Source organism: Ileibacterium valens (assembly GCF_001945525.1).
GTDB lineage: Bacteria > Bacillota_I > Bacilli_A > Erysipelotrichales > Erysipelotrichaceae > Ileibacterium > Ileibacterium valens.
Genome location: NZ_MPJW01000138.1, coordinates 1 through 24,043, shown reverse-complemented (window position 1 = coordinate 24,043; position 24,043 = coordinate 1). Strand labels below are relative to the sequence as shown.

The 24,043-nt window shown below is 39.9% G+C and carries 17 protein-coding genes; 7 read left to right on the top strand and 10 right to left on the bottom strand.

Going from position 1 to position 24,043, the window contains the following annotated elements; all coding sequences use genetic code 11:
- Window positions 1-373 precede the first annotated feature (373 nt).
- The 3 genes from BO222_RS07000 to BO222_RS06990 are packed head-to-tail and all read right to left on the bottom strand — an operon-like array spanning window position 374 to window position 4,145.
- The gene (locus BO222_RS07000) at window positions 374-1,654 is read right to left on the bottom strand and encodes a galactokinase (protein WP_075819644.1); all 1,281 of its coding nucleotides are present in this window, start codon (window positions 1,652-1,654) and stop codon (window positions 374-376) included.
- Between the two features lie 2 nt (window positions 1,655-1,656).
- A complete protein-coding gene (locus tag BO222_RS06995; RefSeq protein ID WP_075819642.1) occupies window positions 1,657-2,670 on the bottom strand; it encodes an aldose epimerase family protein in 1,014 nt (337 codons plus the stop codon).
- Window positions 2,667-4,145 (bottom strand): UDP-glucose--hexose-1-phosphate uridylyltransferase, encoded by a 1,479-nt coding sequence (locus BO222_RS06990; RefSeq protein WP_075819640.1) that lies wholly within the window; start codon window positions 4,143-4,145, stop codon window positions 2,667-2,669. Before BO222_RS06990 ends, BO222_RS06995 begins: the two co-directional genes overlap by 4 nt.
- 492 nt (window positions 4,146-4,637) lie before the next feature.
- Between BO222_RS06990 and BO222_RS06985 the strand changes: the two genes are divergently transcribed.
- A complete protein-coding gene (locus BO222_RS06985) occupies window positions 4,638-5,633 on the top strand; it encodes a LacI family DNA-binding transcriptional regulator (RefSeq protein WP_075819638.1) in 996 nt (331 codons plus the stop codon).
- A gap of 262 nt (window positions 5,634-5,895) precedes the next feature.
- Window positions 5,896-6,480, top strand: a complete 585-nt coding sequence (locus BO222_RS06980) for a beta/alpha barrel domain-containing protein (protein ID WP_075819637.1) — start codon at window positions 5,896-5,898, stop codon at window positions 6,478-6,480.
- 198 nt (window positions 6,481-6,678) lie between these two features.
- On the opposite strand, the gene BO222_RS06975 is transcribed toward BO222_RS06980, so the two are convergent.
- The 5 genes from BO222_RS06975 to BO222_RS06955 all read right to left on the bottom strand — a co-directional run bounded on the left by BO222_RS06975 (window position 6,679) and on the right by BO222_RS06955 (window position 12,589).
- A complete protein-coding gene (locus tag BO222_RS06975) occupies window positions 6,679-7,665 on the bottom strand; it encodes an ABC transporter ATP-binding protein (RefSeq protein ID WP_269843623.1) in 987 nt (328 codons plus the stop codon).
- The gene (locus BO222_RS06970) at window positions 7,662-8,804 is read right to left on the bottom strand and encodes an ABC transporter ATP-binding protein (protein ID WP_075819636.1); all 1,143 of its coding nucleotides are present in this window, start codon (window positions 8,802-8,804) and stop codon (window positions 7,662-7,664) included. Before BO222_RS06970 ends, BO222_RS06975 begins: the two co-directional genes overlap by 4 nt.
- 5 nt (window positions 8,805-8,809) lie before the next feature.
- Window positions 8,810-9,853, bottom strand: a complete 1,044-nt coding sequence (locus tag BO222_RS06965) for an ABC transporter permease (RefSeq protein WP_143356967.1) — start codon at window positions 9,851-9,853, stop codon at window positions 8,810-8,812.
- A complete protein-coding gene (locus tag BO222_RS06960; RefSeq protein ID WP_075819634.1) occupies window positions 9,853-10,803 on the bottom strand; it encodes an ABC transporter permease in 951 nt (316 codons plus the stop codon). Before BO222_RS06960 ends, BO222_RS06965 begins: the two co-directional genes overlap by 1 nt.
- A 112-nt stretch (window positions 10,804-10,915) precedes the next feature.
- Window positions 10,916-12,589, bottom strand: coding sequence for a peptide ABC transporter substrate-binding protein (locus BO222_RS06955; protein WP_075819632.1), 1,674 nt, complete (start codon window positions 12,587-12,589; stop codon window positions 10,916-10,918).
- Window positions 12,590-13,646: 1,057 nt separating this feature from the next.
- Between BO222_RS06955 and BO222_RS06945 the strand changes: the two genes are divergently transcribed.
- The 5 genes from BO222_RS06945 (at window position 13,647) to BO222_RS06920 (ending at window position 16,633) form a co-directional block, all read left to right on the top strand.
- Window positions 13,647-13,976: a hypothetical protein gene (locus BO222_RS06945; protein ID WP_158024573.1), complete on the top strand. Its 330-nt coding sequence runs from the start codon at window positions 13,647-13,649 to the stop codon at window positions 13,974-13,976.
- A gap of 468 nt (window positions 13,977-14,444) precedes the next feature.
- A complete protein-coding gene (locus BO222_RS06940) occupies window positions 14,445-14,735 on the top strand; it encodes a WXG100 family type VII secretion target (protein ID WP_075819626.1) in 291 nt (96 codons plus the stop codon).
- A 164-nt stretch (window positions 14,736-14,899) separates the two neighbouring features.
- On the top strand, window positions 14,900-15,178 hold the full coding sequence (locus BO222_RS06935; RefSeq protein ID WP_075819624.1) for a WXG100 family type VII secretion target: 279 nt from the start codon (window positions 14,900-14,902) through the stop codon (window positions 15,176-15,178).
- A gap of 159 nt (window positions 15,179-15,337) precedes the next feature.
- Window positions 15,338-16,141 carry a hypothetical protein gene (locus BO222_RS06925; protein ID WP_075819621.1) on the top strand — a complete coding sequence of 268 codons (804 nt, stop codon included), beginning with the start codon at window positions 15,338-15,340 and terminating at the stop codon, window positions 16,139-16,141.
- Between the two features lie 132 nt (window positions 16,142-16,273).
- Window positions 16,274-16,633, top strand: coding sequence for a DUF4176 domain-containing protein (locus BO222_RS06920; protein ID WP_233131220.1), 360 nt, complete (start codon window positions 16,274-16,276; stop codon window positions 16,631-16,633).
- 675 nt (window positions 16,634-17,308) lie between these two features.
- Here BO222_RS06920 and BO222_RS06915 read toward each other — a convergent pair.
- Window positions 17,309-21,265 carry an FtsK/SpoIIIE domain-containing protein gene (locus tag BO222_RS06915; protein ID WP_143356966.1) on the bottom strand — a complete coding sequence of 1,319 codons (3,957 nt, stop codon included), beginning with the start codon at window positions 21,263-21,265 and terminating at the stop codon, window positions 17,309-17,311.
- 67 nt (window positions 21,266-21,332) lie between these two features.
- Window positions 21,333-23,795 (bottom strand): hypothetical protein, encoded by a 2,463-nt coding sequence (locus tag BO222_RS06910; protein WP_075819617.1) that lies wholly within the window; start codon window positions 23,793-23,795, stop codon window positions 21,333-21,335.
- Between the last annotated feature and the right edge of the window lie 248 nt (window positions 23,796-24,043).

The following is a 24,043-nucleotide window of genomic DNA, read 5'->3' as shown; positions in this document are numbered from 1 at the left end:
GGCAAAAGAAGGATAAAGGGCAAGGTCGAGATAATCATCGACAAAGGAACTGACAGTAGTGAAGACAGAATCCATCTCAATATGAGGGAAGAGAGAATGGAGCAGTGGCAAACGGCCCTGAATCGAGTTATAGTGTGTTTGGTAATTTTGTTTATTGATCATGAACATATTTTACCAAAAAAGGCACCTCATCCATTACGGATCAGGTGCCTCTTTTTATTTTTGGACTGTCAGAAATTTAACAGCCCCTTTAATTTCTATATTTGCAGATTATGGTTTGCAATTTTTGATTTTGGTTTCTTTTTCAACAGCTTGTATTAATGATCAGTCTTTGGTTAACATTAGCACTGAGATATTGGAATAAAATGTGCGATTAAAGAAGCTGTTTTCCACCGACTGCACGAATCTTTAAAACATGGCAGCTTCCGTCGCCAAATACAGCATCCATGCCCTGACGGTAGTTTTCAACCTGATCATTTGGAACAAATGCCTGAATGGTTCCTGCAAATCCACCGCCATGCACTCGGCTTACTCCTGAAGTTTCATCGAGCAGATTTTCGCTGAGCGCCAGGGCAACAGATATGCCCTGTGCAGTTGGATCAGAACTTGGATATACGTTCTGAAGATATTTGAAAGAAGAGTTTCCAGAAGCTTCAATCCCATTAAGGAATCCATCAAAGTCTCCTTCTTCAAGCAGGTTAACGATTTTAGCTACGCGTTCATTTTCATTGAAGAAGTGGATGGCACGTAATACCGCACGATCGGAAACAGCTTCTCTGACTTCAGGAATGTGTTTATTGAATTCTTCCGGATCTACTTCACGTAATACGTCTTTACCAAAATACCTGGCCACTGCCTTCATTTCTTCCGGGATCGCTGCATATTCATGAGTCAGATCCGCATGGCTTCCCTTGGTATCTGTAATGCACAAGGAATAACCATACTTGGAGAAGTCGGCATCAACCGCTTTAACCACTGGCTTGCTTGGGTCTTGGAAGTCAATGGTAATCAGACCACCCACTGCGCAGGCACACTGATCCATCAGACCGCATGGTTTACCAAAATAGACGTTTTCTGCATACTGGCTGGCTTTGGCAATTTCGACCATATCGATTGCAGCCTCATTGTAAAGTCCAGACAGAATGGTTCCGATCAGGACTTCAAAGCTTGCAGAAGAACTTAAGCCGGCTCCAACTAAAACATCAGAAGTAATAAAAGCTTCAAATCCGCCAAGTGTATGACCATCACTAGCTAAAGCTTTGCATACTCCACGAATTAAGGCTTCAGAAGTTCCTTCTTCTTCCTTGCACACTTTAAGTTCATTGACATGAATTGGAGCGATGTTGAAATCATCAGAAACGACCTTAATGACTCCAGAATCGTTTTTGCTTGCAATTGCGATCGAATCGAGGTTGATGGAAGCAGCCAGAACTCGGCCATGCTGATGATCAGTATGATTTCCGGAAACTTCAGAACGACCGGCAGCAGTAAAGATGGATACTTCCTTGTCACCAAATAAACGAATGAATTTTTCGATGGCATTGGCATAACGCTTTGCCTGGTAAGCCACTAAGGATTCATCATCATAAAGATCGTTGAGAAGCTGATTGTAGTTTCCATTGCGGAAATCTTCTAAAAATGCAGATGCTAACATGTTTATCGTACCTTAAACGTAAATGATGTTTTGGAGTCAAATACGTTATCCTTTCTTAATAAAGTTGTTGGATTTTCAGAATTGATATGAATATCGTCAGGCATGTTTTGTGTCTCGATACAGATCGCCGAACGTTTTGGAAGCTTTTTTGCATATTTTCCAGGTTCCCCCTGTAAGAAGTTTGCAGAGTAGATCTGAGCTCCTGGCAGTGTTGTAGAAACACTCATTTCTATTCCGGTCTTTTCAGAAAACAGAATGGCCTGATCATGGTCCTGGTTAAAGATAAAGTGATGATCGATTCCAGTTCCAAGCTGTACCTGGTCATAGCTATCATCGAATGCTTCATCTATTTTCTTTTCATCTCTAAAGTCAAAAGGGGTGTGTTCCACATTGCGGATTTCACCGGTTGCAAGACCATCAGAATCGACACATCCGAATTCTTCACAGGCCAGTTTCAGAACATGATCTCCAATATAGGAAGGTTCTCCATCCAGATTAAAATAGGAATGGTTTGTCAGATTAACCAGAGTGTCCTGATCACTTTGTGCATGATAATGAATATTCAATGTATGGTCAGCCAGAGTAAACTCGATCGTTACATCCAGATTTCCTGGATATCCTTCCTCCATGTCAGGAGACACTCTGTGAAAGCGAACTCCATTTTCAAGAAGTTCAGTATCAAATTGAGCAAAACTGAATCCCTTAATTCCACCGTGCAGAGAGTTTGGACCATTATTGATTGGAAGATGGTAGGTCGTTCCATTCAGTTCAAACTCACCTTTTTTAATCCGATTGCAGACTCTTCCTGCAGTTGCTCCAAGATATAAAACATATTTTTCATAATCTTCAACTTCAGGATGACCCAGAACAACGTCCTGGCTGTTTCCATCCCGGTCCTTTACATAAAGTCTTAAGATCGTACATCCTTTCGAATTGATCCAGACTTCAAGTTCATCATTTTTTAAAATGACCGTCTTTGATCCATCCTGAAGGGTTTCTTTAATTTGAGCTGTCATAAGGTTTCTTCAAACTTTCTAATAAATCTTCTGAATCCATCAAGTCCTTCTTCATCCATCTTGAATACACCCGCATTTTCTAATACGGATACAAATTTGGCTCCGGTCTGCTGATTTACAAATTCATGAACATCTATTTCTGGAGTATATTCAGCCTTCAGACTTTCAATCCAGTTGGCATGTTTGTCCAATGATGGTTCAGTTGAAGCATCGAGCTGGTTGGTCAGTACTTTTTCCACAAGAACCAGTTCATCTTTTAAGCGTGCCGGCAGTACCGCTAGACCCATAACTTCGATCAGACCAATATTTTCTTTTTTGATGTGATGATGTTCTGGATGCGGATGGAAAATACCATCCGGATACTGTTCGCTGGTCCGGTTATTTCTGAACACCAGGTCAATTTCATATTCATCCCCATTCATACGCGCAATTGGAGTGATTGCATTGTGCCTGGTGGAACCAGTGTAAGGAATGATATCGAGATCCAGATCTTCATATTCCTTCCAGAATGCCAGAATTCGATCCGCCAGATCCACTAACTTTCCTGGATTCTTATCGCGTAAGCGCAGAGTGGATAATGGCCATTCGATGATTTCCGCATGAACTCCATCCAGTTCAAAGGAATCAATGGTATGGGCATCCTGAATTGGGAAACGATGTCTTCCCCCCTGATAATGGTCATGGGTTAAAATCGATCCGCCGACGATTGGAATATCTGTATTGCTTCCAAGCATATAATGTGGAAACAGGGTGATGAATTCAAACAGATTTTCAAAGGTATTGCGGTCAATCCGCATCGGAATATGGTTCTCATTGAGAATGATGCAGTGTTCGTTGTAATAAACATATGGACTGTACTGCATGAAATATTTTCCAGATTTCAGATTCAGTGGAATAATGCGGTGAGTCTGTCTGGCAGGATGATTGGTATGTCCGGCATAACCCACATTTTCCGGGCAGAGCAGGCATTTTGGATAACCCGAAGATTTTACATTTCTTGCAGCTGCAATTTCCTTCGGATCCTTTTCCGGTTTGGATAGATTGATTGAAATCTGAATATCTCCATAACGGCTGGGCGCTTTAAAGTTAATGTTTTTATCGGTTCTAGATTTTCGAATGTAATTGGAGTTAATCGAGAGCTGATAATAATCATCCGTCGCTTTCTGAGGATCTTCCTCATACTCTTTCCAGAAATTTCTGACGACTTCAGAAGGTCTGGGCATCAGGCAATCCATAATGCGGGTATCAAAAAGATCTTTTGAGGTCACTGTATCTTCACAAAGATTATTCTTAACGGCATAATCAAGCAGATCATCAAGGATCGGATAAAGAGATGGGGCTTCAACATGTTCTCTTTCAAAAGAATCAATTTTTAACAGGTCGATGAGCTGATTGGCTGCATACGGTAAATCATTTTCATCAATCATCTGATGATCGAGTCCAAACTGCAGCAGCTGGTTGATTGTTTTGTTCATTGGGTCTCCTCTTTTTCTTAAAGACTGTTGGTAACTGCTTACAGTGTACTTTCACCAGTAAATTTAGTCAACTCTTAATCTAAATTATTACTTATTTTTTAGTAAATTTTTACTTTGAAATATTTACAGTAATTTGCGAAAAATCTTTCACATCTGAATTCATTTTCTGCAGAACTTACAGGAAATAATAGATTCTACAACGGCATTAACAAGAAATTATTATAGCTCTCATTGTTTAACTTTATTTTTTTACTGTATCAGCCTTGCAAGCAGTTCCTTTTCAGCGAGTGTAAGGATCCTGAGCAGAGAAATCGATACGATTGGTTTATCGATTAAGAATATTTATAACATTTAGTAAATTTTAGAATTTTTACTAAATTTTTTTGTGATTGATTTTAGTTCTCTATATATTTTAGTTCTCTATATAATGGATGAAGAATATACGGACAACCAATGTTAATAAAGCAACGTTTATAAAATAAGGAGAATTCAATGGCAACTTTAAAGGATGTCGCCGCTTTAGCTGGCGTTTCACAGGCTACTGTTTCGCGATTGCTCAATCAGGATCCGGCGCTCTCTTTGCCTGAGGAAACCAGACAGAATATTTTAAAAGCCGCTGCTAAGCTCAAATATGAAAAAAAAGCCCGTAAAGGCGGACATAAAAAGAAAATTGGAATCCTGCAATGGCATTCCATTGATTCCGAACTGCAGGATCCTTATTATCTGATTTTAAGAACAGGCGTTGAGCAGTATTGCCTGAAAAATAATCTCGATATCGTTCGGGTATTCAAAAGCGATGCCGACTGGTCTGATCAGTTGTCTGGAGTAGACGGCATTTTATGTATCGGGAAGTTTGCTCCAGAAGAAATGAAAAAAGTCACTCGCCTCTCTTCACAGACCCTCTTTCTGGATATGCAAACCGAAAATATCCAATACAATACAGTCTCTCTTGATTTCAAGAGCGCAATTCGGGATGTCATCAATACGCTTCATGAATATGGACATCAGAAAATCGGTTTTCTTGGCGGACAGGAAATCCTCGAAAACAATCATGCCTATGATGATTCTCGAATAAAGTACTTCTGCGAATTCGCAAAAGAAAAAGGGATGGAATATAATCCCTGGTTCTTAATTGATCAGTTTTCGCGAGCTTCAGGATATTCAATGATGAATAAGCTTTTAGAAACAGAAAACCACCCAACAGCTGTTTTCTGTTGTTCAGACCCGATCGCAATTGGTGCTTATCGTGCCATTATCGAAAACGGTCTTAAAGTTCCTGATGATATATCATTAATCGGATTTGATGATATTGAAGAAGCTCAGTTTATGAACCCCCCATTAACTACTGTTCATGTTGATATGCTTTCAATGGGAGAATACGGGGCCATGGTGATGGAAATGTTGATGAATCATTCGCCTGTACTCCCCTGCCGGATGGTTCTTGGATGTCATCTCATTGTTCGCGAATCACTTAAAAAACGCAATTAAATCTTATGTCATTCACTTCGTTCAAATTGATACTCGGACAGAATCTTTTTCACAAATAGATTCTGTCTTTTTTTGCAGATTCTTTCCTTATTTTTTGAATTTCCCTACTGTAAATCTTTAAACGTAAAACAAAAAGAAATAAATCAAATATTTTCGAAATTTCAATTTTCGACTTTTTTCGTTATTATTAATTTGTACAGTGAGTAATCATGATCTGAATACTCTGTCTGAAGGTTTTTGCTTCAGTAAAAAAGGAGGCTTTATGAAACTACAGCTTGCTTTAAACGAAACCGATTTATCAAAGGCTGAAAGCCAGGTTCGTCGGGTGCAGGACGATATTGATCTCATTTCACTGAGTCCGTCCATGCTTAAAGCCCATGGAGAACCAGGAATTCAATACTTCCGAAGTCGGTTTCCAGATAAGGAAATCCTTGCGGTTTTAGATGATCGAAGTGATCCTGAAAACGCCTGTCTGAAATGTCTTAGTGCTGGGGCAAGTTATATTGTCCTGTCAATTCATGCCGGAGCTGAAATCATACGCACCTGCATTGAGGAAATTACAGCTCATGATGGCAAAACCATATTAAATGTTGCTGGAGTGACAGCGGATTTAGAAGACTACAGAGAACTTGAAGCGTATGGGGCTGACTATTATTTGATTGAAAACCCAGTCACCTACTCAAGGGATAACACGACTGATCCACTTTTGAACCTGGATGGAACATCCATTGATGATCAGGTTCTGATTGTTTCAGCCGCCGAACTTCCCATTGTTCCAATACTCAATAATCCCGAAATGTTCGAAGCCCTATTGACGAGTTTTGAAGATTCAACTTCTATGAGTTGACTATAAAAGGACATCTGATCCAAAACAATCGAATAAGTGCAAAATACATTTTCGACAGACTTTTTGAATTATCCCCCTGAATAAGTATTCAACAAAAAAAGCTCAGTGAATGGCTGACGATTTTTAATCAGCCAATCATTGAGCTTTGATTTTTGTTTTATTTTCTTATTACGATTTTTTTTACGAAAAATCTGAGACTCAATATTTTTTCCCGAGAACCCAGCGGTCATATTCTTCATCTGTACATAAAACCGTATGGGTTCCCTCTACCAGATGGGTGGTTCCCAAAGAATAATCAATTCCACTGGTCTTGTAATCATAGGCTAAGGATTGTCTCTGTTTTTCAACTACCGGATTTGGTTCAGGAATTGCTGAGAGCAGTGATTTGGTATAAGGATGAATCGGATTGCTGAAGATCTCTTCGGTCGTACCCGTTTCAACGATATTTCCTAAATGCATGACTCCGATCCGGTTGGAAATATACTTAACCATCGACAGATCATGAGCGATAAACAGAAAAGCTGTATTGGTTTCTTTCTGAATCTTCTTCATCAGGTTAACAACCTGCGCCTGAATGGATACATCCAAAGCAGAGATTGCCTCGTCGGCGATAATCAGTTTTGGATTCATGACCAAGGCTCTCGCAATCCCAATGCGCTGTCTTTGTCCTCCGGAAAACTGATGAGGATAACGGTTGGCATGTTCCGGAGAAAGACCAACCAGCTTCAGCATATCGTAAACCTTCTGTTTTCTTTCTTCCTGAGAAGAATACAGATGATGAATATCAAGCCCTTCCGCAATGATATCAAGCACCTTTTCACGTGGGTTCAGACATGCCATTGGATCCTGAAAGATCATCTGCATATTTGTATGCAGGAAGGTTTTCGTTTCCTTATCCATTTTCCCTGAAATATCTCTTCCGCAAAAAGTGATCTTTCCGGAAGTTGGATTATACAGTCGGATGATTGAACGGCCTGTCGTTGATTTTCCCGAACCAGATTCACCAACTAATCCATAAGTTTCTCCAGGCATAATGTAAAAATCAATATCATCCACCGCTTTTACAGAAAACTTGCGGTTAATCGGAAAGTATTGCTTGAGGTTTTTTACTTCAAGAATGGGTTCAGGCTGCTTTTGCGATTCATCAATGATCTTGCTCATTTCATCAGAATGGATTCCACTCATTTCAGTCCAGCCTCCTTTTTCATTCTTTGGGTTCGTTTATGCAGGTCTTCAGGCATCTTCACTTTCGGAGCTTTCAATGCAGCAAGCCAGGTCGCGGCATAATGAGTATCCGAGATCTTAAACATCGGCGGAGCGACCTTCTCGTCGATCTTTAAGGCAAAGCGGTTTCTTGGAGCAAAGGCATCCCCTTCAATATCGTAAAGAAGGTTTGGCGGAGTGCCAGGAATGGTATAAAGTTCATTTCCCAAAGAATCAATATCAGGCATACTGGCCAGAAGCCCCCAGGTATATGGATGTCTTGGGTCATAGAAAATGTCATTCACTGTACCGGTTTCTATAATCCGGCCGGCATACATCACATTGACATAGTCAGCGACTTTAGCAACGACGCCAAGATCATGAGTGATATAAATGACTGACAGATTTTTCTTTTTCTGAATCTCTGCAATGAGTTCAAGAATCTTCGCCTGAATCGTTACATCCAGCGCTGTTGTCGGTTCATCACAGATCAGAATTTCAGGATCACAGGATAAGGCAATCGCAATAACAATACGCTGTCTCATTCCTCCTGAAAGCTGATGCGGATAGTTTTTCATTCGTTTTGGGGCATCAGTAATTCCAACCAGTTCAAGCAGTTCCAGGGCTCTTTTTTCCGCATCCTTCTTGGACATCTTATAGTGAAAACGCATGGCTTCCATGACCTGCTTTCCGATGGTCATGGTTGGGTCAAGCGAAGTCATCGGATCCTGGAAAACCATGGCGATTCTTCTTCCACGAATCTCAGACTGAATAAATTTATTTGATGAATTTGTGATGTCGATTTCCTGGATTTCTTCAGGGGCTAACGTACTTTCATCGACGATTCCATTATTTTCAAGAGATTCCTTCAGATGTTCTGGTGTCAGGTTATAGGTTTTAAAACGAATCGAACCATTATTGATCTTGCCGTTTCCTGCAAGAATACCCATCACAGCTTTGGTTGTTACCGACTTTCCAGAACCGGATTCTCCGACAATTGCGACAGTCTCTCCTCGATATAAATCCAGGTCTACACCGCGGACTGCTTTTACTGTCCCGCCATCCGTTGTAAATGAAATATCCAGATCGCGAATTTCGAGAATTTTATCTTTATTTTCCATTGCGTTTACCTGTCTTTCATTTTCGGATCAAATGCATCTCTTAATCCATCAGCCAGAAGATTGAAGGATAACATCAGAATTCCAAGAATCACTGTGGGGATGATGACCTGATAAGGAGTGACCAGAATCGTTTTGAATCCATCATTGATCAGTGATCCAAGGGATGCCTGCGGTGCCGGAATTCCCAGACCAACCATTGCAAGAAATGCTTCGTAGAAAATCGCATTTGGTATCGAGAACATCGCCATAATAATGATCTGTCCAAAGATGTTTGGCAGCACTTTTTTAAAGATGATGAAAAATCCACCAGCTCCAAGAGTACGGCTGGCCAGAATAAATTCCTGTTCTTTGATTTTTAAAACCTGTGCCCGGGTGATTCTGGCCATGCCAATCCATTCCGTCAGAATCAAGGCAACAATAATTGTATACAGACCAGGTTTCATCACCAGAAGAAGTAAAGTCAGAATAACAAGCGTCGGAATCGAATTGACAATTTCCTGAAAACGCTGCATGACATTATCCACCAGTCCGCCAAAATATCCCGAGATCATTCCATAGATGATCCCGATAAATACGTTAACGAGTACTGCAGTTCCCGCAACGAACAAGGAGATACGGCATCCTTCCCAGCAGCGGACCCAGAGATCACGTCCCAGAACATCAGTGCCAAAATAGTGAAATGCATTTTCGAATTCACCGGTATAGGTTCTGATTCCGCCTTCTCCATTGAACCAGGACATCCAGGTTAATCCCGGAATTCGAGGAGCCATGGACTGTTCAGCCGTATTGACGCCATCAAAGGTATAGTGTGAAAGAAGAGGTGCCACAATAGCGATCAACAGAAAAATCAAAATGATGATTCCACCGATCATGGCTCCCTTGTTGCTTTTAAATCGGTTCCATACATCTTTCATGAAAGAAGATGCGGGCATAGCCTGTTCCTGATCTAATCGAGTGGGAATATCAATCAGTTCATAATCCTGATCAAGAATTCGATAGCCTTCCAGAAATTCATCGAGTTCCTGCTGATTGCTTACGATTTTTGCCATTATGCGTCACTCTCCTTTCCTAAACGAATTCGTGGATCAATGATTCCATATAAAACATCAATCAGTAACATCACAACGATGTACAGTACAGAATATAGGAACGAAACAGCAAGGATGACATTGTAGTCCCGAACTTCTATGGCTTTGACAAGCAATGATCCAAGACCTGGAATCGCGCATATTTTTTCAATAACCATACTTCCTGTCATCAACCCGACAATGATTGGACCAAGCACGGTAATGACCGGGATCAGGCAGTTTCGAATGGCATGATGCCAGATTAAGTGTGATCGGCTGATTCCCTTGGCTTCTGCTAACAGAATATATTCTGAATCAAGAACCTCGATCATTTCCGTTCTGGAAAAACGGGCAACATTGGCAATAACCCCCATACTTAAAGCCACCATTGGAATAATGGATGATTCCAGGGGTTTTGCATTGTTATAAAGTACGGGCAGCACAGGGATCTGCACTCCAAAAACCAGAAGCAGCATCAGGCAGAAAACAAAGGAAGGGATTGAAACCCCGATTACTGAAAGCACTGTGGCAAATGAATCCCAGAAATGATTTCGATTCAAGGCGGCTACTATTCCTAAAATAACTCCGAAGAAAGTTCCAATAATTACCGCTCCGATTCCCAGTCCAAATGAAATGGGAATTCTTGGGTTGACCAGATTGGCTACCGGCATATTTCTTTGGATGGCATAGGAAATCCCAAAGTCGCCTTTAAGCATATTGCCAATATAAATAAAGAATTGTTCAAAAACTGGTTTATCCAGTCCGTAAGCTTCATAAATCAGCGCTTTTTGTTCAGCTGTAAGTTTTTCGTCATTGAATGGAGTTCCCGGCATCAGTTTGATCAATAAAAACAAAACCAGAAGAATGACAAATAAAGTTACAACTGAGATCACCAGACGCTTCAGAATGTATTTGATGGTTGATTTATCCATACATTTCCTTTCCTGTCGTAAATCGGACGTCATTGAGCATTCAATCTCAGAAGTGAAAAAACAAAAGAACTGCAGAAGGTGGATGTCTTCTGCAGTTGTTGAATGCTGAAGATTATTCAGCTTTTTTCAGGTTGTAATAAAGATAAGGAACACCAGCGGAGTGGTCTTCAATACCTGTTACTTTTGGATTGACTAATGAAGCGCCACCAACCTGGAAGATACCTACTACAGGAAGATCTTCCATCAGAATGGCTTCAGCTTCATGAAGCATTTCCCAACGTTTTTCCTGATCAGAAGTAGCGGCCGCTTCTTTCATAAGCTTGTCATACTCTTTATTGGAGTAATTTCCATAGTTATAAGAGTTTCCAGTAATCATCAGGTTCAGATAAGTGGTTGGGTCAGCATAGTCCGGTCCCCAACGAGTCAGGACGATGTCAAAGTCACCCTGTTTCTGAAGTTCGATACGATTCTTCTTTTCCTGGCTGACCATTTCAATGGTCAGGCCTGGCAATTGCTGAAGCTGAGACTGAATAAATTCAGCCGCAGGTTTGGAAGGATCGGCTGGTTCATAAAGAAGACGCAGTGTTACTGAATCCTTACCTAATTCCTTTAATCCAGCTTCCCAGTATTCTTTGGCTTTGGTTAAAGCTTCATCTCCGGTTTCAGTGAAGTATTCGGTTCCGGTCTCTACATAATCTTTACCATCTGGTCCTAATGCAAACTGCATTGGAACAAATCCACCCAAAGCAACGGATCCATCTTTGAGTACATTTTCTGTCAGGTCTACACGGTCAACAACAGTGGACAGCGCTTTTCGGATGTTAGCGTTTTTCAGGATTTCATTGTCCATGTTGTACTGCAGATACCATAAATATCCTTCAAGGAAGGTATCATAAGCTTCATTGTCTTTATATTTATCAACAAGAGTTGAGTTCAGTTTTGTGAAATCTGTATTTCCGGCTTCAAAATCAAGAGCTGAAGTTGAAGCTTCAGGAACGATATTGACATTGATTTCATCCACTTCAATGGCATTGGCATCCCAGTAGGCTTCGTTTTTAGCCAGCTTCAGGTTCGTTCCGCTTGTCCACTCAGTTAATTTATACGGACCATTCGCGAGAAGGTTTTCCGGAGTCAGTCCATAGTTATCTCCCTGTTCCTTGAAGAACGCTTCATTAATCGGATAGAATACCGGGAAAGTGGTCAAAAAGAGGAAGTATGGAACCTTCTGAGTCAGATTCACTTCAAGCGTCTTATCATCAATGGCTTTAACATCCAGAGTGGCTTCTTTATCCCCGCCCAGGATTTCATCAGCCCCTTTGATGCAGGCTCCGTCGGATCCAAACAGATAGGCGTATTCAGCTTCAGGATTCTTTACTGTTGTATCCCATGCAAATACGAAATCTTCTGCGGTTACTGGTTCACCATTATCCCAGTTTGCATCTCTTAGTTTGAAGGTATAGGTTGTGTCATCATTTGACGTTTCATAACTTTCCGCAATACCCGGAATAATCGCGCCATCTTCAGCAACAGTTTCCAGACCCTGAACTGTAGCTGCAATGATCTCAAAAGACATACCATCTGTCGCATAGGAAGTGTCCATGGAAACCACATCGTTTTCTTTGGCAAGAGTGACTACAGTTTTATTGCCTTCTGCCGTTGTTTCACTGGTGTCAGCCGCTTTGCTGGCATCGTCGCTTGCAGCTGTTGATGATGAATTCGAAGAGCTGCAGGCAGTCAGTGAAAGGGTCATCACAGCGCTCATAGTCGCTGCAAAGAGCTTTTTCATAATAAATCCCTCCATTGTTTGCAAATCTTTAACTTACCTCGTTAGATTAATGAGGCATAACATAACTTGCAATAGTTTCACATTATTTTCTGTAAATAAGTTTGTAAATACTATATTTATTTTCATTTTATATCATTTTGTTCCCGAAGTTGGCTTCATTTTTCAGCAATTCACGCAAATTTCAGGCAGACTTTCTGCGGATTTGTCAAATAATATGAATCATTGACTCTATTCAGATTACTTATATTCTTGGCATGATTAATTTATCTTGTGTTTATTTATTATCTTATCCTCTTATCAAAAATTCGATTATTTGAAATAATCGAATTAATTTAGTCAATGATTAAGTCTTATTCTTTTAGAGCGCTTATCACTTCCGCATTGAAATGAATTCGGTTATTTTCATGATCTGTTAATTTGCAAATTCATTTTCTGCTCCCAGTTGCTGCAGCTCCAGCATAGATCTCTTTGTTTACGAAGTTTCTTAATCCAATCACAGGATTGCCTTTGAATGCAGCAGCTGATAATGCGTTCACTCCAGCTTTTATCCAGTCATTATCCTTAAAGTGACTCACTTAACGTGTTCAGGTGAATGATTTCATAGTTTACCATTGATCAGATAGTCTGAATGTTAGAAACCGCATCCTCGATTTTTAAATCGATCATTTCCAAATGTCATATTCTCGAATAGAAATAACGGATCTGTATCTGCAGCAGAAGTTTTCATTAACTCCAAAATGATATTCAAAATCTTCTCAAATCCAGCATAAATTATTAAGTTCATCAAATTTTCCCTTAAATGTCCTTTATTCATTTCTTTTCTTTCAAACATTACAAAACCAGCTCATCCTTAAAATTTTTGTCTTTGCAGATCATCTGCTCATCATTAAGCCCGATCATAAGAGGTTTTTCAAAGATGATCTTAGTCCTGCATTTTTTCTGTCGTTTATTCTCCATCTGATGTTCATTTGAAATTTATAAATTTACTTCAATGATGGCTTCATTATTTTTTTCAATTATTTCCTCCTGCAAAAAATTCAAAAAAATGAAGAAATTTGTGTCGAACTCCATATTTGCGGTGGATAAGAAACTGTGGGCTGAAAAAAAGGCGAAGGGAGGTATATCCATGATTCTTTCAGTCTGGACAGAAAAGTTCCTGCATAAATATCTCGTTCGAGTCGATGATCCACAACAGCCAATTAACGGATTGAAAAATCTGATGAAACCTTATCTGGCTGGATATGACGGAGACATTTATTACTACTCCATCGATCAGAATCTTATGCTGCATCCGGATCAATCACTTTATGAAAACATGATTGGAATGAACGAACAGATCCTGCTGATTACTCCAGAGGACGCGCAGGACTATCAACTGCTTGTTTGAGATGAATAAATCTAAGGAAAAGATTAAATATTAAAAAATTCAGGAAATTTCTGTCGAAACCAAATTTGCGGTGGATAAGAAAAGTGTGGGCCAGAAAAGACAGTAAGCCAGAAGCTGGTACTGATCACTGCTTTTGCCGCAGCGCAAAGCATTAAAAAAACGCTAAGAAAACAAGAGGAATCAGAATGAATCGAAATAATCAGGAATTGAATGAAACTTTGCGTATGTAAAGACGACGGCAGCATTCATTTCTGCTTTTAGATACCCGTCTTCACATTTCCTCGGAGTTTTTAAGATTCTTGGATCTGGACTAAGATCCTCTCAGCTGCAGATTACTGAATCTTTTACAGAGGATAAATCAGATCGGATGAATTGTCTGACTGATCTATCTGCAGAAAAGCTGCCCATTTGATTTACAGAAATAATTCGGTCTGATTACAGACCATAGAAAGTTTGAGGAAAAGAAATATGAGAATTCAGGTAGACTACAACGAATTAAGAATCAGTGCTGGTTTATTGAAGCAGAAAGCAAGTAATTATGAACAGGCCATTACCCGTATCAGTGCCGCTGTGAATGATCTTTCAGGTGTCTGGCAGGGCAGCGACAGCGCAGCCCTCATTGCTCAGATGGAAGCTGTTCGCCCAATGTTAATGCAGATGAGAGAAGTTACCGAAAGCTATTCCCGCATGCTTGAACAGTCTGCTGCTGCTTATCAAAACCTTCAGGAAAATCGGGCTGCATGCGCCAGACAGCTTTAATTTCCCGTCCTGATTAAATCCAAAGACACACAAGACAAAAACTTATTCAGGACATCAGAAAAATAATTCTTAAATGAGAAATTTATACCGGTTTAAAACCGTGCAGGAAAGGAAAAGTCAGCCGTTTGATTTTCACTCAGACAAAACGGCTGATCGAATAAAAAATGTCAAATATCGTACTTAGCAGTGAAGAACTCTTCAACGCAAGCCGTTCACTTAAAGCAATGGAAGAAGAAGTCAATGGAATCTTTCAGGGAATTCGTTCGGATATGAACCGCCTGAATTCCTTCTGGAATTCGCCAGCCGCAAATGCATTGCAGGAAAATTTTGCCATGTTATCACCGGCTTTTGATCAATACATTGATCAGCTGGATCGATTCGTTTTATTTCTATCCTCTACTGCTCAGGCTTATCAGGAAAACGAAAGTGTACTTGGTGGGTAATGATGAACGAATCCTATTACTACACTCTTCAAAGAGGATTAAGAAGAATATCTGATTCCCTGCCTGACTTTTTTGACGCTTCAGAGGAAATGGCTTTCAGATCGAACATTGACAGAGTCTGTCAGCTGGCTGCGATGCAGATTTCGGAGATCCGCGATTATGAAAATCGACACAGAAGTACTCAATGAACTGGCTGCACGAATTGAATCTTTAAAATCCGCTCCAGCATTACAGACTCCGGAATTGATTTACAGACAAAACGAAATCAACTCCATATTGAATGGAATGATCACCTTTTGCCGATCATTGGCTTCTCTTGCCGATGAGACTGAAAACTCGATGTTCCGGGATGTCGAAATTATTCATGGAGGAGAACAGGGTTTCAGCGCTTTCTATAAAGTGTCCGGAAAACCCGAAAACTTCCTACGCGGTTCAACAATCAAAGCCAGCGGTGAAGCTAAATATTCCTTATATGGGACTGAGGCCGTTCTAGAAAATGAAAATTCTTATATTACTGGGACCTTTAACTCCTTAAGTCTGGGGATTGCTGGCAGCGCAGCAATTCGAATGATGAAGAAGGATTCATTTGATCCAATGATCAAACTTCAGGCCAATATCGGCGGCAATCTGGCGAATGCATCCGTTGGAGGAGGCGTTGGAAACAATATGCTGGGGGCATCGGTAGAAGCGGTTGGTGAAGTAGGTGCGGTATATGCAAACGCTGAGGCGATTTTAAGCACTGACGAAATTGGACTCGAAGCTCAGGTCGGGGCTGCAGCTGCCAGAGGAGAATGTTCCCTGTCATTTAATCTGATGGATGTGAAATTAACTCTGACGGGTGAAGGTTCTGTTGGATCTGCGGAAGCAGGATTCGAATATCATCATTCAGCCCGTGAATGGGAAGTCGGCAGCAAGTTAGGCTTTATTGCTGGTTTGGGAGTCAAAATCAAAGTCGAATATTAAACAATAATCACCTTTATTTTTTATCACATATTTCAGATGGTTGAAATCAGAATCTGATATGCTCTTTCAACTTGTAAACAACGAACCTAACCATCTGATTTAAAAAACGAAATTAGAAAGACAGAGGCAGATATGCAAAATTTTGAAAACTTTCAGGAATACCAGGAAAACACCTATGATGAACAGATCATGATGATTCCTCTTGAAATGCCTTCCCTGCTTCCCCTTGGCAGCGTGGTGACTTTAAAGGAAGGATCGAAAAGAATCATGATTATTGGCCGGCTTCAGCGAGATAAACAAACTGGAGAATGGTTTGATTATGCGGCTGTCCTTTGGCCAGAAGGTCTGATTCGATCGGACCGCGTCTTCCTGTTCAATCAGGAAGATATACGATTGATTCATTTCATCGGTCTGCAGGACAGATATGAATTTGAATTCCGATCGGTCCTTGAAGAGAAGTGGAAAGAACTCGAACAGGAAGATAAACAGTAATGAGTACTCTCATCGTTCATATCCGATCTCCGAGTCAATGCATTAAGGTAAAACATTGAATCATTTTGTCTTGAATTGCAGTTCATTTAACAACTCACAATAAGAAATTCCCTGTCTTTGCAGGTGATATTCCCATGGCAGCATTGGCAAATTACTGACAGTAATTTTGTTTCCGCTAAAATTGTCCCCCTGGTTTTGAAGGCTCATTCTGGTTTTTTGTTATTTTTTTAGTTCATGATTTTTCTGTTACTTTCGTACTATCTTGTTCTTGGGGGCAAATAGCGGATGTAATTAACATAAATAAAGAATTCAATGTCGTTTTTCGGTAAAGAAGAATCTTCTTTGCCGCCTTTTTTACTCTGTAGCAGCCAAGATGAGATCGAAGAATTCTGCTTTCAATGACCATGATCGTTTTTGTTTATCATGTCCAGTCGATATACTCTAATCCCTCTTACAGCAAATCGAAAAATCACCATTGTTAAAGAAACTGAACTGGATACCGATCTAATCCATGATGCTGCATTTGAGAGCTTTCACCAGTTACTCAAGAAAAAAAGCCGGTTTTCATGATAGATGATTTTCTTCATGAAGCCGGCTTGATCTGTATCTGTTTTCTAAAAACAAATTGTTAGTGTTCACGTATGTTTCTGAAGTTATCTGGTCCAACCAAAACGATTATTCGATGATATCAATCAGATCAAGATCAATGATCTCGTTTTTATTAAACAGCAATGAATTCCCTTTTTGTTCATAAGGAACCTGAATTTTTAACAGGTACTGAGATGCACTGATTCCCTCTCCAATAAAAAGAATCTGTCTTCGGTACAGTTCCTTTTCATTGGCTTCATTCATTAACAAATTCTGCTGATCTGGAAGTTCGATAATAGAAATCTGTCTGTTTTCTTTAAACCATCCCCAGGACAGTTCTGAATCCTGTTCGATCCATTCATTCAGCAGGGCTTCAGCTTTCTTTTTTGCTTCTTCCGTTCGATAAGCAATTAACAAAGCCGACCCATCCCAGCATACCGGTTCAAAAGTGTTCTGATTTCGCTTAAATCCAATTAGAAATGGATATTTTTGTCTGGTCTGAATCACTTTGCTCAAAGACAATGGATTACTGATAAACGTTTTTTTCATCTTTTGAATAACATGGGTTGATGGTACCTTCTGCAAAGACTGCAAGGTTGGTTCTGTATTTTTCTTAGCCAGTATTTTTTCATTGAAACAGATTCGGATATTCAGCTCTCCCATCTTCTTTGCTCCAAGCATTTCTGGCCATTGCGGCAGATCAATTCCACTTTTCCCAAACAGATGATAAATCTGTTCATGATCACTCAATGAAGAAGCAATTCTCAGATCGAAATTTTCGAAAATCTTCTGATAACGCAAAAAGTCTTTTGAGATCAAAAGTACAATATGAAGTTTGTCGTTTTTAAGAAGCAAATCCATCAATTCCTTCGATAGACCCGAAGCAGCCTGGATCAGGAGGATGGATTCATTCTTTTCTGTTTTCAGATTCCAGAGTTCATTCAAACCGATAGGACAGACTCTGTCTGGTCTTTCTTGATGACTTTGCGGATTATGATGATCCTGTCCAATGTTTCCGTCGCATTGATAAACCGGCAGTTTTGCCGTTTGAAAGATCATCACCATGGTTTTCATGATTGATTCATCATCTGCAGCGATAAGAATTGAATGATACTGTTCGATCTGAAAGGCAGGCATTTCATGAATCTGATCGATTCTTCCCAGATCATTCATAAAATCAATCTCATTAAAGTCAGGATGAAGAATCCATTTCTTTTTCTGATCAGCATTCCGATCCTTCTGCGACTGGCTTAAAACCAGTTGTGTAATTCTTTCCTGAATCGTTTGAGGGTCTTGCTGTGGGCTTTTCTTTTTTGTCTTCTGACTTTGTTCTTCAAGGTGATTAAACAATCTTTCATTTTGTACCACTGGAAGATCCTCGATAAAGTCTTCAATTCGATTTTGATTTTTCCTGTTCTTTGTTCGTTCTTCGAGTTTTGTTTGAATTAGTTCCGGACTTGAACATTCCTGAATTTTAAATGCATTGGAAGAAGTAAACGGTGCTCGTGAATAAAGTGCTCTTCCTCTTTTCAAATCTTCCTGATCCGATATCTTCAAAAGAAACTCTCCGGATTCTTTTAGCATAGATGCTTCTTGTGAACCGATCATTTCTCTTGAATCCTGTGCACTGGCAACCTTAAAGCATAGATGGCTTTTTGCATTTGACCAGATTTGCTCATCAACTACCCCGGCAGGTTTTTGTGTCGCCAATATCAGATGAATTCCCAGAGATCTTCCAATGCGAGCTGTTTCCTGAAGCATTTTCATCGCTTCGGGAAACTTTGCTTTTAATGAAGCAAATTCATCCACCGCAATGATCAGATGAGAAAGAGGATCATCTGAATGTTCCAGGTTGTAACTCTCCAGATCTCCTCCACAGTATGGCGATTGTTTCAGCCAATCGCGAATCTTTTTCTGTCTGGTTTCCAATTCGTGATCTAGAGCCAACTTCAGCCTGAAAAAAGCATTTGCTTCAAGATTTGTAATGATTCCAGCCGTATGATCAAACGATGATAAAACGGAAGCCATTGCAGACCCCTTGAAGTCAATACAGATGATTTGAAGCTGATCAGGGCGGTTATTTAAAACAAGCTGCAGTAAGACGCTGATCAACCCTTCTGATTTTCCTGAGCCAGTCATTCCCGCAATTAAGGCATGCGGTCCCTCAAAATTCAGATCCCAGGTCAGATTTGAAGAGAGTTGAACACATAAATTGGCCTGAGTACTATAAAAATCGCTGGCCTTACATTCAAGATCAAAAAGTCGCTCATCCCAGCCAGACTGAACATTGCTTTTGGATCTGAATATCAGGCTCTTTCTTAATTTTGCCGATGAAACCTCTGTCCAGTGATCCATCAGCGAGCTTTCACTCAATTCATTATTTTCCAGAATTTGATTCAGACTGAAATCTTCTGTTTTAAATCCATTTATCAAAGGCAGACTGAATGGCTGATCATCATATTGGGTCGTTCTTTTATTCAATTCGATCAGCCAGGTGATATTTTTTTGTTGAATCAAAGTTTCCGGAATGATTCCTGTCTCTTTTATCGTCTTTGAATTCAATCCTGAATTTGATGAATACGCATCAAATTCCATCTGAGTCAGCCAGAATACAGTCCAATCATAATTCTTAAAAGATAGCACCTTTGAGCTTTCCAGAGCCTGAATTGAATCAAAGAATAATGGAATCTGCCCTTTGACTTCATCCTTTACATAAAATGCTGGATGGTAAAGGAGATCATTTATGGCCATATCCTTTAACACCTGCAGCTTTGTACGATTTGATCCCTCTAAAATAAAGATCCACTTCCGGTTTGGATTAAATACAAGCCACAGCCAGGCAGACAATATTGCCCTTCGTTTTACTGAATCCGGAGAATCGAATAAATAGACTTCTTTACTCTCGATTCCACGATAACCATTGAATGGCTCTTTCACTGCAGCCATCTTCTCAAGTTCAATCCACCCTTTCTCTTTTCGTTGAGAATATCTTGAAGCGGGTAACAAAAAAGCCTTTTTTTCTTCGATGACGATGGATGCAGGGACTTTAAACGTGCCGCAATAAGAATACAGATGCATTAATTCGTCATCCAGATTTTGAATCAGCCAGTTTAAGGACAAAAAAGTCTGATGTCTTCCTTCAATACGAAGATTCAGTTCATTTGTTTTTTCCTGCAGATAATCACTAAACTCCTGCTCTTTTTGTTTTTGCTTTTTCAAATTCTGTCTGATCGAAAAATGACGGTTCAAAAGTCCGTAAGCCAGAAAAGCCCCTGCCATGCTCAGTGAAGTAACTGAACTGATCAGAATGGATCTTGAATCCTGCGGATTTCGCAAAGCCATCGCTAACAGAGAAGACATCGACGAAATCATGATTAATGCCGAGGAACCCAGACTGCTGAACCATGATGGTTTTTCAAAGGAAGGGATCAGTTCCGGCGCTTCAAGTACAATTGGATCTTTCTGAATTGTTCCCTGCCAGAATTCATCAATCTGTTGGCGTATCAGCCCTCCCTGATCCGGTCTGATTTTTGATGGTGGGATCACTTGCTCAACATTAAAGCCGAGCGGCTGCTTCTTTAAATCAGGACAATCTGAATTTCTGTTTTTAAATATTGGCTTGAATCCCTGAATTTTTTGGAGTGCAAACAAAGCTCGATGAAAATAGTAAAAGGAGAAACCGGATGCAAAGATCCAGTCTCCCTCTTTTATTTCTACCGGTTTTCGGCTTTCAATACGATATCCATTCAGATAGGTCCCATTTAAGCTGCCTGAATCTTCCAGATAGGTTCTAATCAAATAATCCTCCGGATTGTTTTTTCTGAAGATCTGAAAATGTCTGCGGCTGACCGATGAATCCGAAGTCATTTCCCTTTGAAAAGTATAAAGGACTCCTGTCTGTTGACTTTGTAAATCCAATCTGTAAAGAGATTCCTTTCTGGTAATAACAGAAGTTTTCATCGTGATGTTTCGCGTGAGTTTTCCAGCTTCCTGTAGTTGATCTTCAATCACTTCAGACAACGAAAGAAGATCTTTCTTTTCCAAACAGGAATCTTTCTGGTTCAAGGACAAGTTTTTTCTTTTTACTTTCGTTTGTGAAAGCAGATACTGACTAGCCAAAACGTCTTCTTCCTTCCAGGAATAATCCGCTGAATACGGCAGTGATTAAATGAATGACACTTATAATTCCGCTCTCATTTTTAGTCAGATTCGCTTCTGGTGATGGATTCATCAACGGTTCGATCCGGCTTTCAATTTTTGATCCAGTTTTTTCAGAGACTACTCTTACGTTCATCGCTTCATTGGCCTGAAGTCTGACATAACTTAAACCCAGTTCATCTTCAACGATTTCTGGATTTTCGATCAGCCTGTCATCTACGAATATTTGGGCCTCATCACCTGGAACATTCAGATACAGTCGAATTTCATCGCCCTGATAAACCTTCTGAGAAGAGATATCGCTGTATCCTTTGCAGATCATGGCGGGGGTATTTACAAACTCAGAGATTTCGGTACTGAGTTTTCCCTGATCGTCAATCGCAAAAGTGTTCATCACATTACGGTCCGTCATTTCAAAAACCCCACTGGCTAAATGCACCGGCGCGATGAGCTGATAGGTTTCCAGATACTTTTTTCCATATAAATCCCTGATCAAGAATGAAGCTTCAATACTTCCCTGTGAGTTAGCCTGCAAGGCTTCATCGAGACTTTTAAATACTCTTTGATCGAGACTGTTTCGATACTCAACCATCGAGATTTCTCCATTTTCAATCTGAACACTCTCTCTTGCTGATTCAGTCAACTGAAAATCCTTATCTTTTGTCAGTTCAATTCCATTGATCGAAAAAGAAAATTCCAGCTCCTTTAATTCAGGAGAAAGAATATAGGAATTTTTGGATTCATCAATAGTGATTTCCTGCTGCCTGAATTCTGGATTTATCTGATCCTGGATCTCCTGAACAAAATTTGATGAAGAATTCAATGAAGAATCCGGCTTTATGGAAACTTCTGGTTGAACAGGTTTTTCAGGCTGCCTGTCTGGATTGTTTTGGGTCGTATTTTGATCCATTTCAGATGAGTCCTCCAGATTTGAATCCTCTTTACCTCCATTTTCTAAAACTCCGCCGAGTCCTGAACCTGACTGAGCACCGGGTAAGGACCAGCTGATTTCTTCTTTCAGTAAGGGATGGCTGATCATAAACTGATACGACTGTCCGGGATTCAGCCGGATCTGCAGGCAGTCTGATTCAAAAGGGAGTTCAACTTCGTCATCTGATTCAGTTGAAACCATTTTTAAGGCCATACCTTCCCAATTGCCTTCAAGCTGAATCTTCATCAGGTCATTTTCAATCATCATTCCTGATGGATTCCTGATATCCGAAACGACCTGAGCAAGGGGAACAATAGATACATAATCGGTATGAGCAATTCCCCATTGATCGACGTATTCAACCATCATTTCCTTATTCGATCGATGAAGCACAACGGTTGAAGGATCTTCAACAACCTGACCATCAACCGTAATTTTTAGATCCTTACTAGAGTTCTTTGATACCGGGACTTGATAGGATGAACTGATTCCCAAGTCATGATGACGAATGATCGGAGCTGACTCATAATCTTCCTTGGTTTTATCATCCATTGAAATGATCTGCTCACTGCTCTCAAGAATAATCCCTTCATCATTTTTCAGCTCATAGCTGATGTGGTTTTGAATGGATGGATCAAGCCGCTGTTCATAGGTTTGAATGATCGCTCCATTGAGTTTGATTGTTGATTTCTTAAGATTTACGTCATCACGAAAAGAAAGCTTCAGAACATTCTGGTCCAATATAAAGTGGATAGGCTTTTGATTATCCTGATTGAAAATGGCTGAATGATCCTGATCTACTGGTCCTTTTTGATCAGTCTTCTGATTTTGGGCTGACTCAAATTCTGAATCGTTTTGATCAGCTTCATGAACCGCTTCTTGATTCTGACTGAATTGTTTCTGATCATTGGCTGAAGCCAAATCTTCAGGGGAAGTTTCTTTAAAATCACCCTCTGCGAGATTTTCCTGATCATTCTTTTTTTTCTTTACTTCTTCCTTAATTTCATTATTTTTGGGTTCTTTACTTTCTTCGTAAACCTCATTTTTCCCATCTGTACTGACTTTTTCAGCTAGATTTTCATGGACTTCATTCTTTTGCGTTTCTTCAATTTTTGGATTTTCATCCTGTTCTGCCGCGTCAGCAAAAGCCTGGCTTTGATTGATTTCTTCTGGACTTGTTTGAATCGGATTCTGTTTCGTGTTTTGCTGAAGAATCTGGCTTTGATCCTTCTCGATGATTTCCTGAACCTCTTGATCATCAGAATTTGAATTGGTCTGATGATCCGATTCGTTATTGAAATCATTCTGATTGAATTTAATATTTGAAAGCTCTGCTTTATCCGGTGAAATCTCATCGATTGAATCAATCAGATAATCTGCGGTTTTTGGCAAACTCAATTCAATGGTCTGGTGATTCTGGTTTTGTCTAATTGTTGTTTCATTGGATGATGGCATCTGCTGCATCTGTGGTGGGATATAAATCATTGGTTTTATCCTTTCTTTTTTCTCTTTCTCTTTTTTGAAGCTTTATTACTTTCAATACAGTTTTGAAATTATTATTTTGTTTTTGAATATTTCTAAACAGTACCCCTGAAAGTGGACGTAGTCTTTATTTTTCCTGATTCAGTAGACACCGGAAAAATCAACCTGAAATTTGTGGACGCCGTCTCAATATGTTCCCGAATTGTAGACAGTCATAAAATTCAGACTTCGTGCATTCTGGTGAAATACTG

Bases quoted from the DNA above. Each gene is read 5' to 3' on its own strand.
- BO222_RS07000 (WP_075819644.1), bottom strand. From the start codon at position 1,654: ATGTTAGCATCTGCATTTTTAGAAGATTTCCGCAATGGAAACTACAAT.
- BO222_RS06995 (WP_075819642.1), bottom strand. From the start codon at position 2,670: ATGACAGCTCAAATTAAAGAAACCCTTCAGGATGGATCAAAGACGGTC.
- BO222_RS06990 (WP_075819640.1), bottom strand. From the start codon at position 4,145: ATGAACAAAACAATCAACCAGCTGCTGCAGTTTGGACTCGATCATCAG.
- BO222_RS06985 (WP_075819638.1), top strand. From the start codon at position 4,638: ATGGCAACTTTAAAGGATGTCGCCGCTTTAGCTGGCGTTTCACAGGCT.
- BO222_RS06980 (WP_075819637.1), top strand. From the start codon at position 5,896: ATGAAACTACAGCTTGCTTTAAACGAAACCGATTTATCAAAGGCTGAA.
- BO222_RS06975 (WP_269843623.1), bottom strand. From the start codon at position 7,665: ATGAGTGGAATCCATTCTGATGAAATGAGCAAGATCATTGATGAATCG.
- BO222_RS06970 (WP_075819636.1), bottom strand. From the start codon at position 8,804: ATGGAAAATAAAGATAAAATTCTCGAAATTCGCGATCTGGATATTTCA.
- BO222_RS06965 (WP_143356967.1), bottom strand. From the start codon at position 9,853: ATGGCAAAAATCGTAAGCAATCAGCAGGAACTCGATGAATTTCTGGAA.
- BO222_RS06960 (WP_075819634.1), bottom strand. From the start codon at position 10,803: ATGGATAAATCAACCATCAAATACATTCTGAAGCGTCTGGTGATCTCA.
- BO222_RS06955 (WP_075819632.1), bottom strand. From the start codon at position 12,589: ATGAAAAAGCTCTTTGCAGCGACTATGAGCGCTGTGATGACCCTTTCA.
- BO222_RS06940 (WP_075819626.1), top strand. From the start codon at position 14,445: ATGAGAATTCAGGTAGACTACAACGAATTAAGAATCAGTGCTGGTTTA.
- BO222_RS06935 (WP_075819624.1), top strand. From the start codon at position 14,900: ATGTCAAATATCGTACTTAGCAGTGAAGAACTCTTCAACGCAAGCCGT.
- BO222_RS06925 (WP_075819621.1), top strand. From the start codon at position 15,338: ATGAAAATCGACACAGAAGTACTCAATGAACTGGCTGCACGAATTGAA.
- BO222_RS06920 (WP_233131220.1), top strand. From the start codon at position 16,274: ATGCAAAATTTTGAAAACTTTCAGGAATACCAGGAAAACACCTATGAT.
- BO222_RS06910 (WP_075819617.1), bottom strand. From the start codon at position 23,795: ATGATTTATATCCCACCACAGATGCAGCAGATGCCATCATCCAATGAA.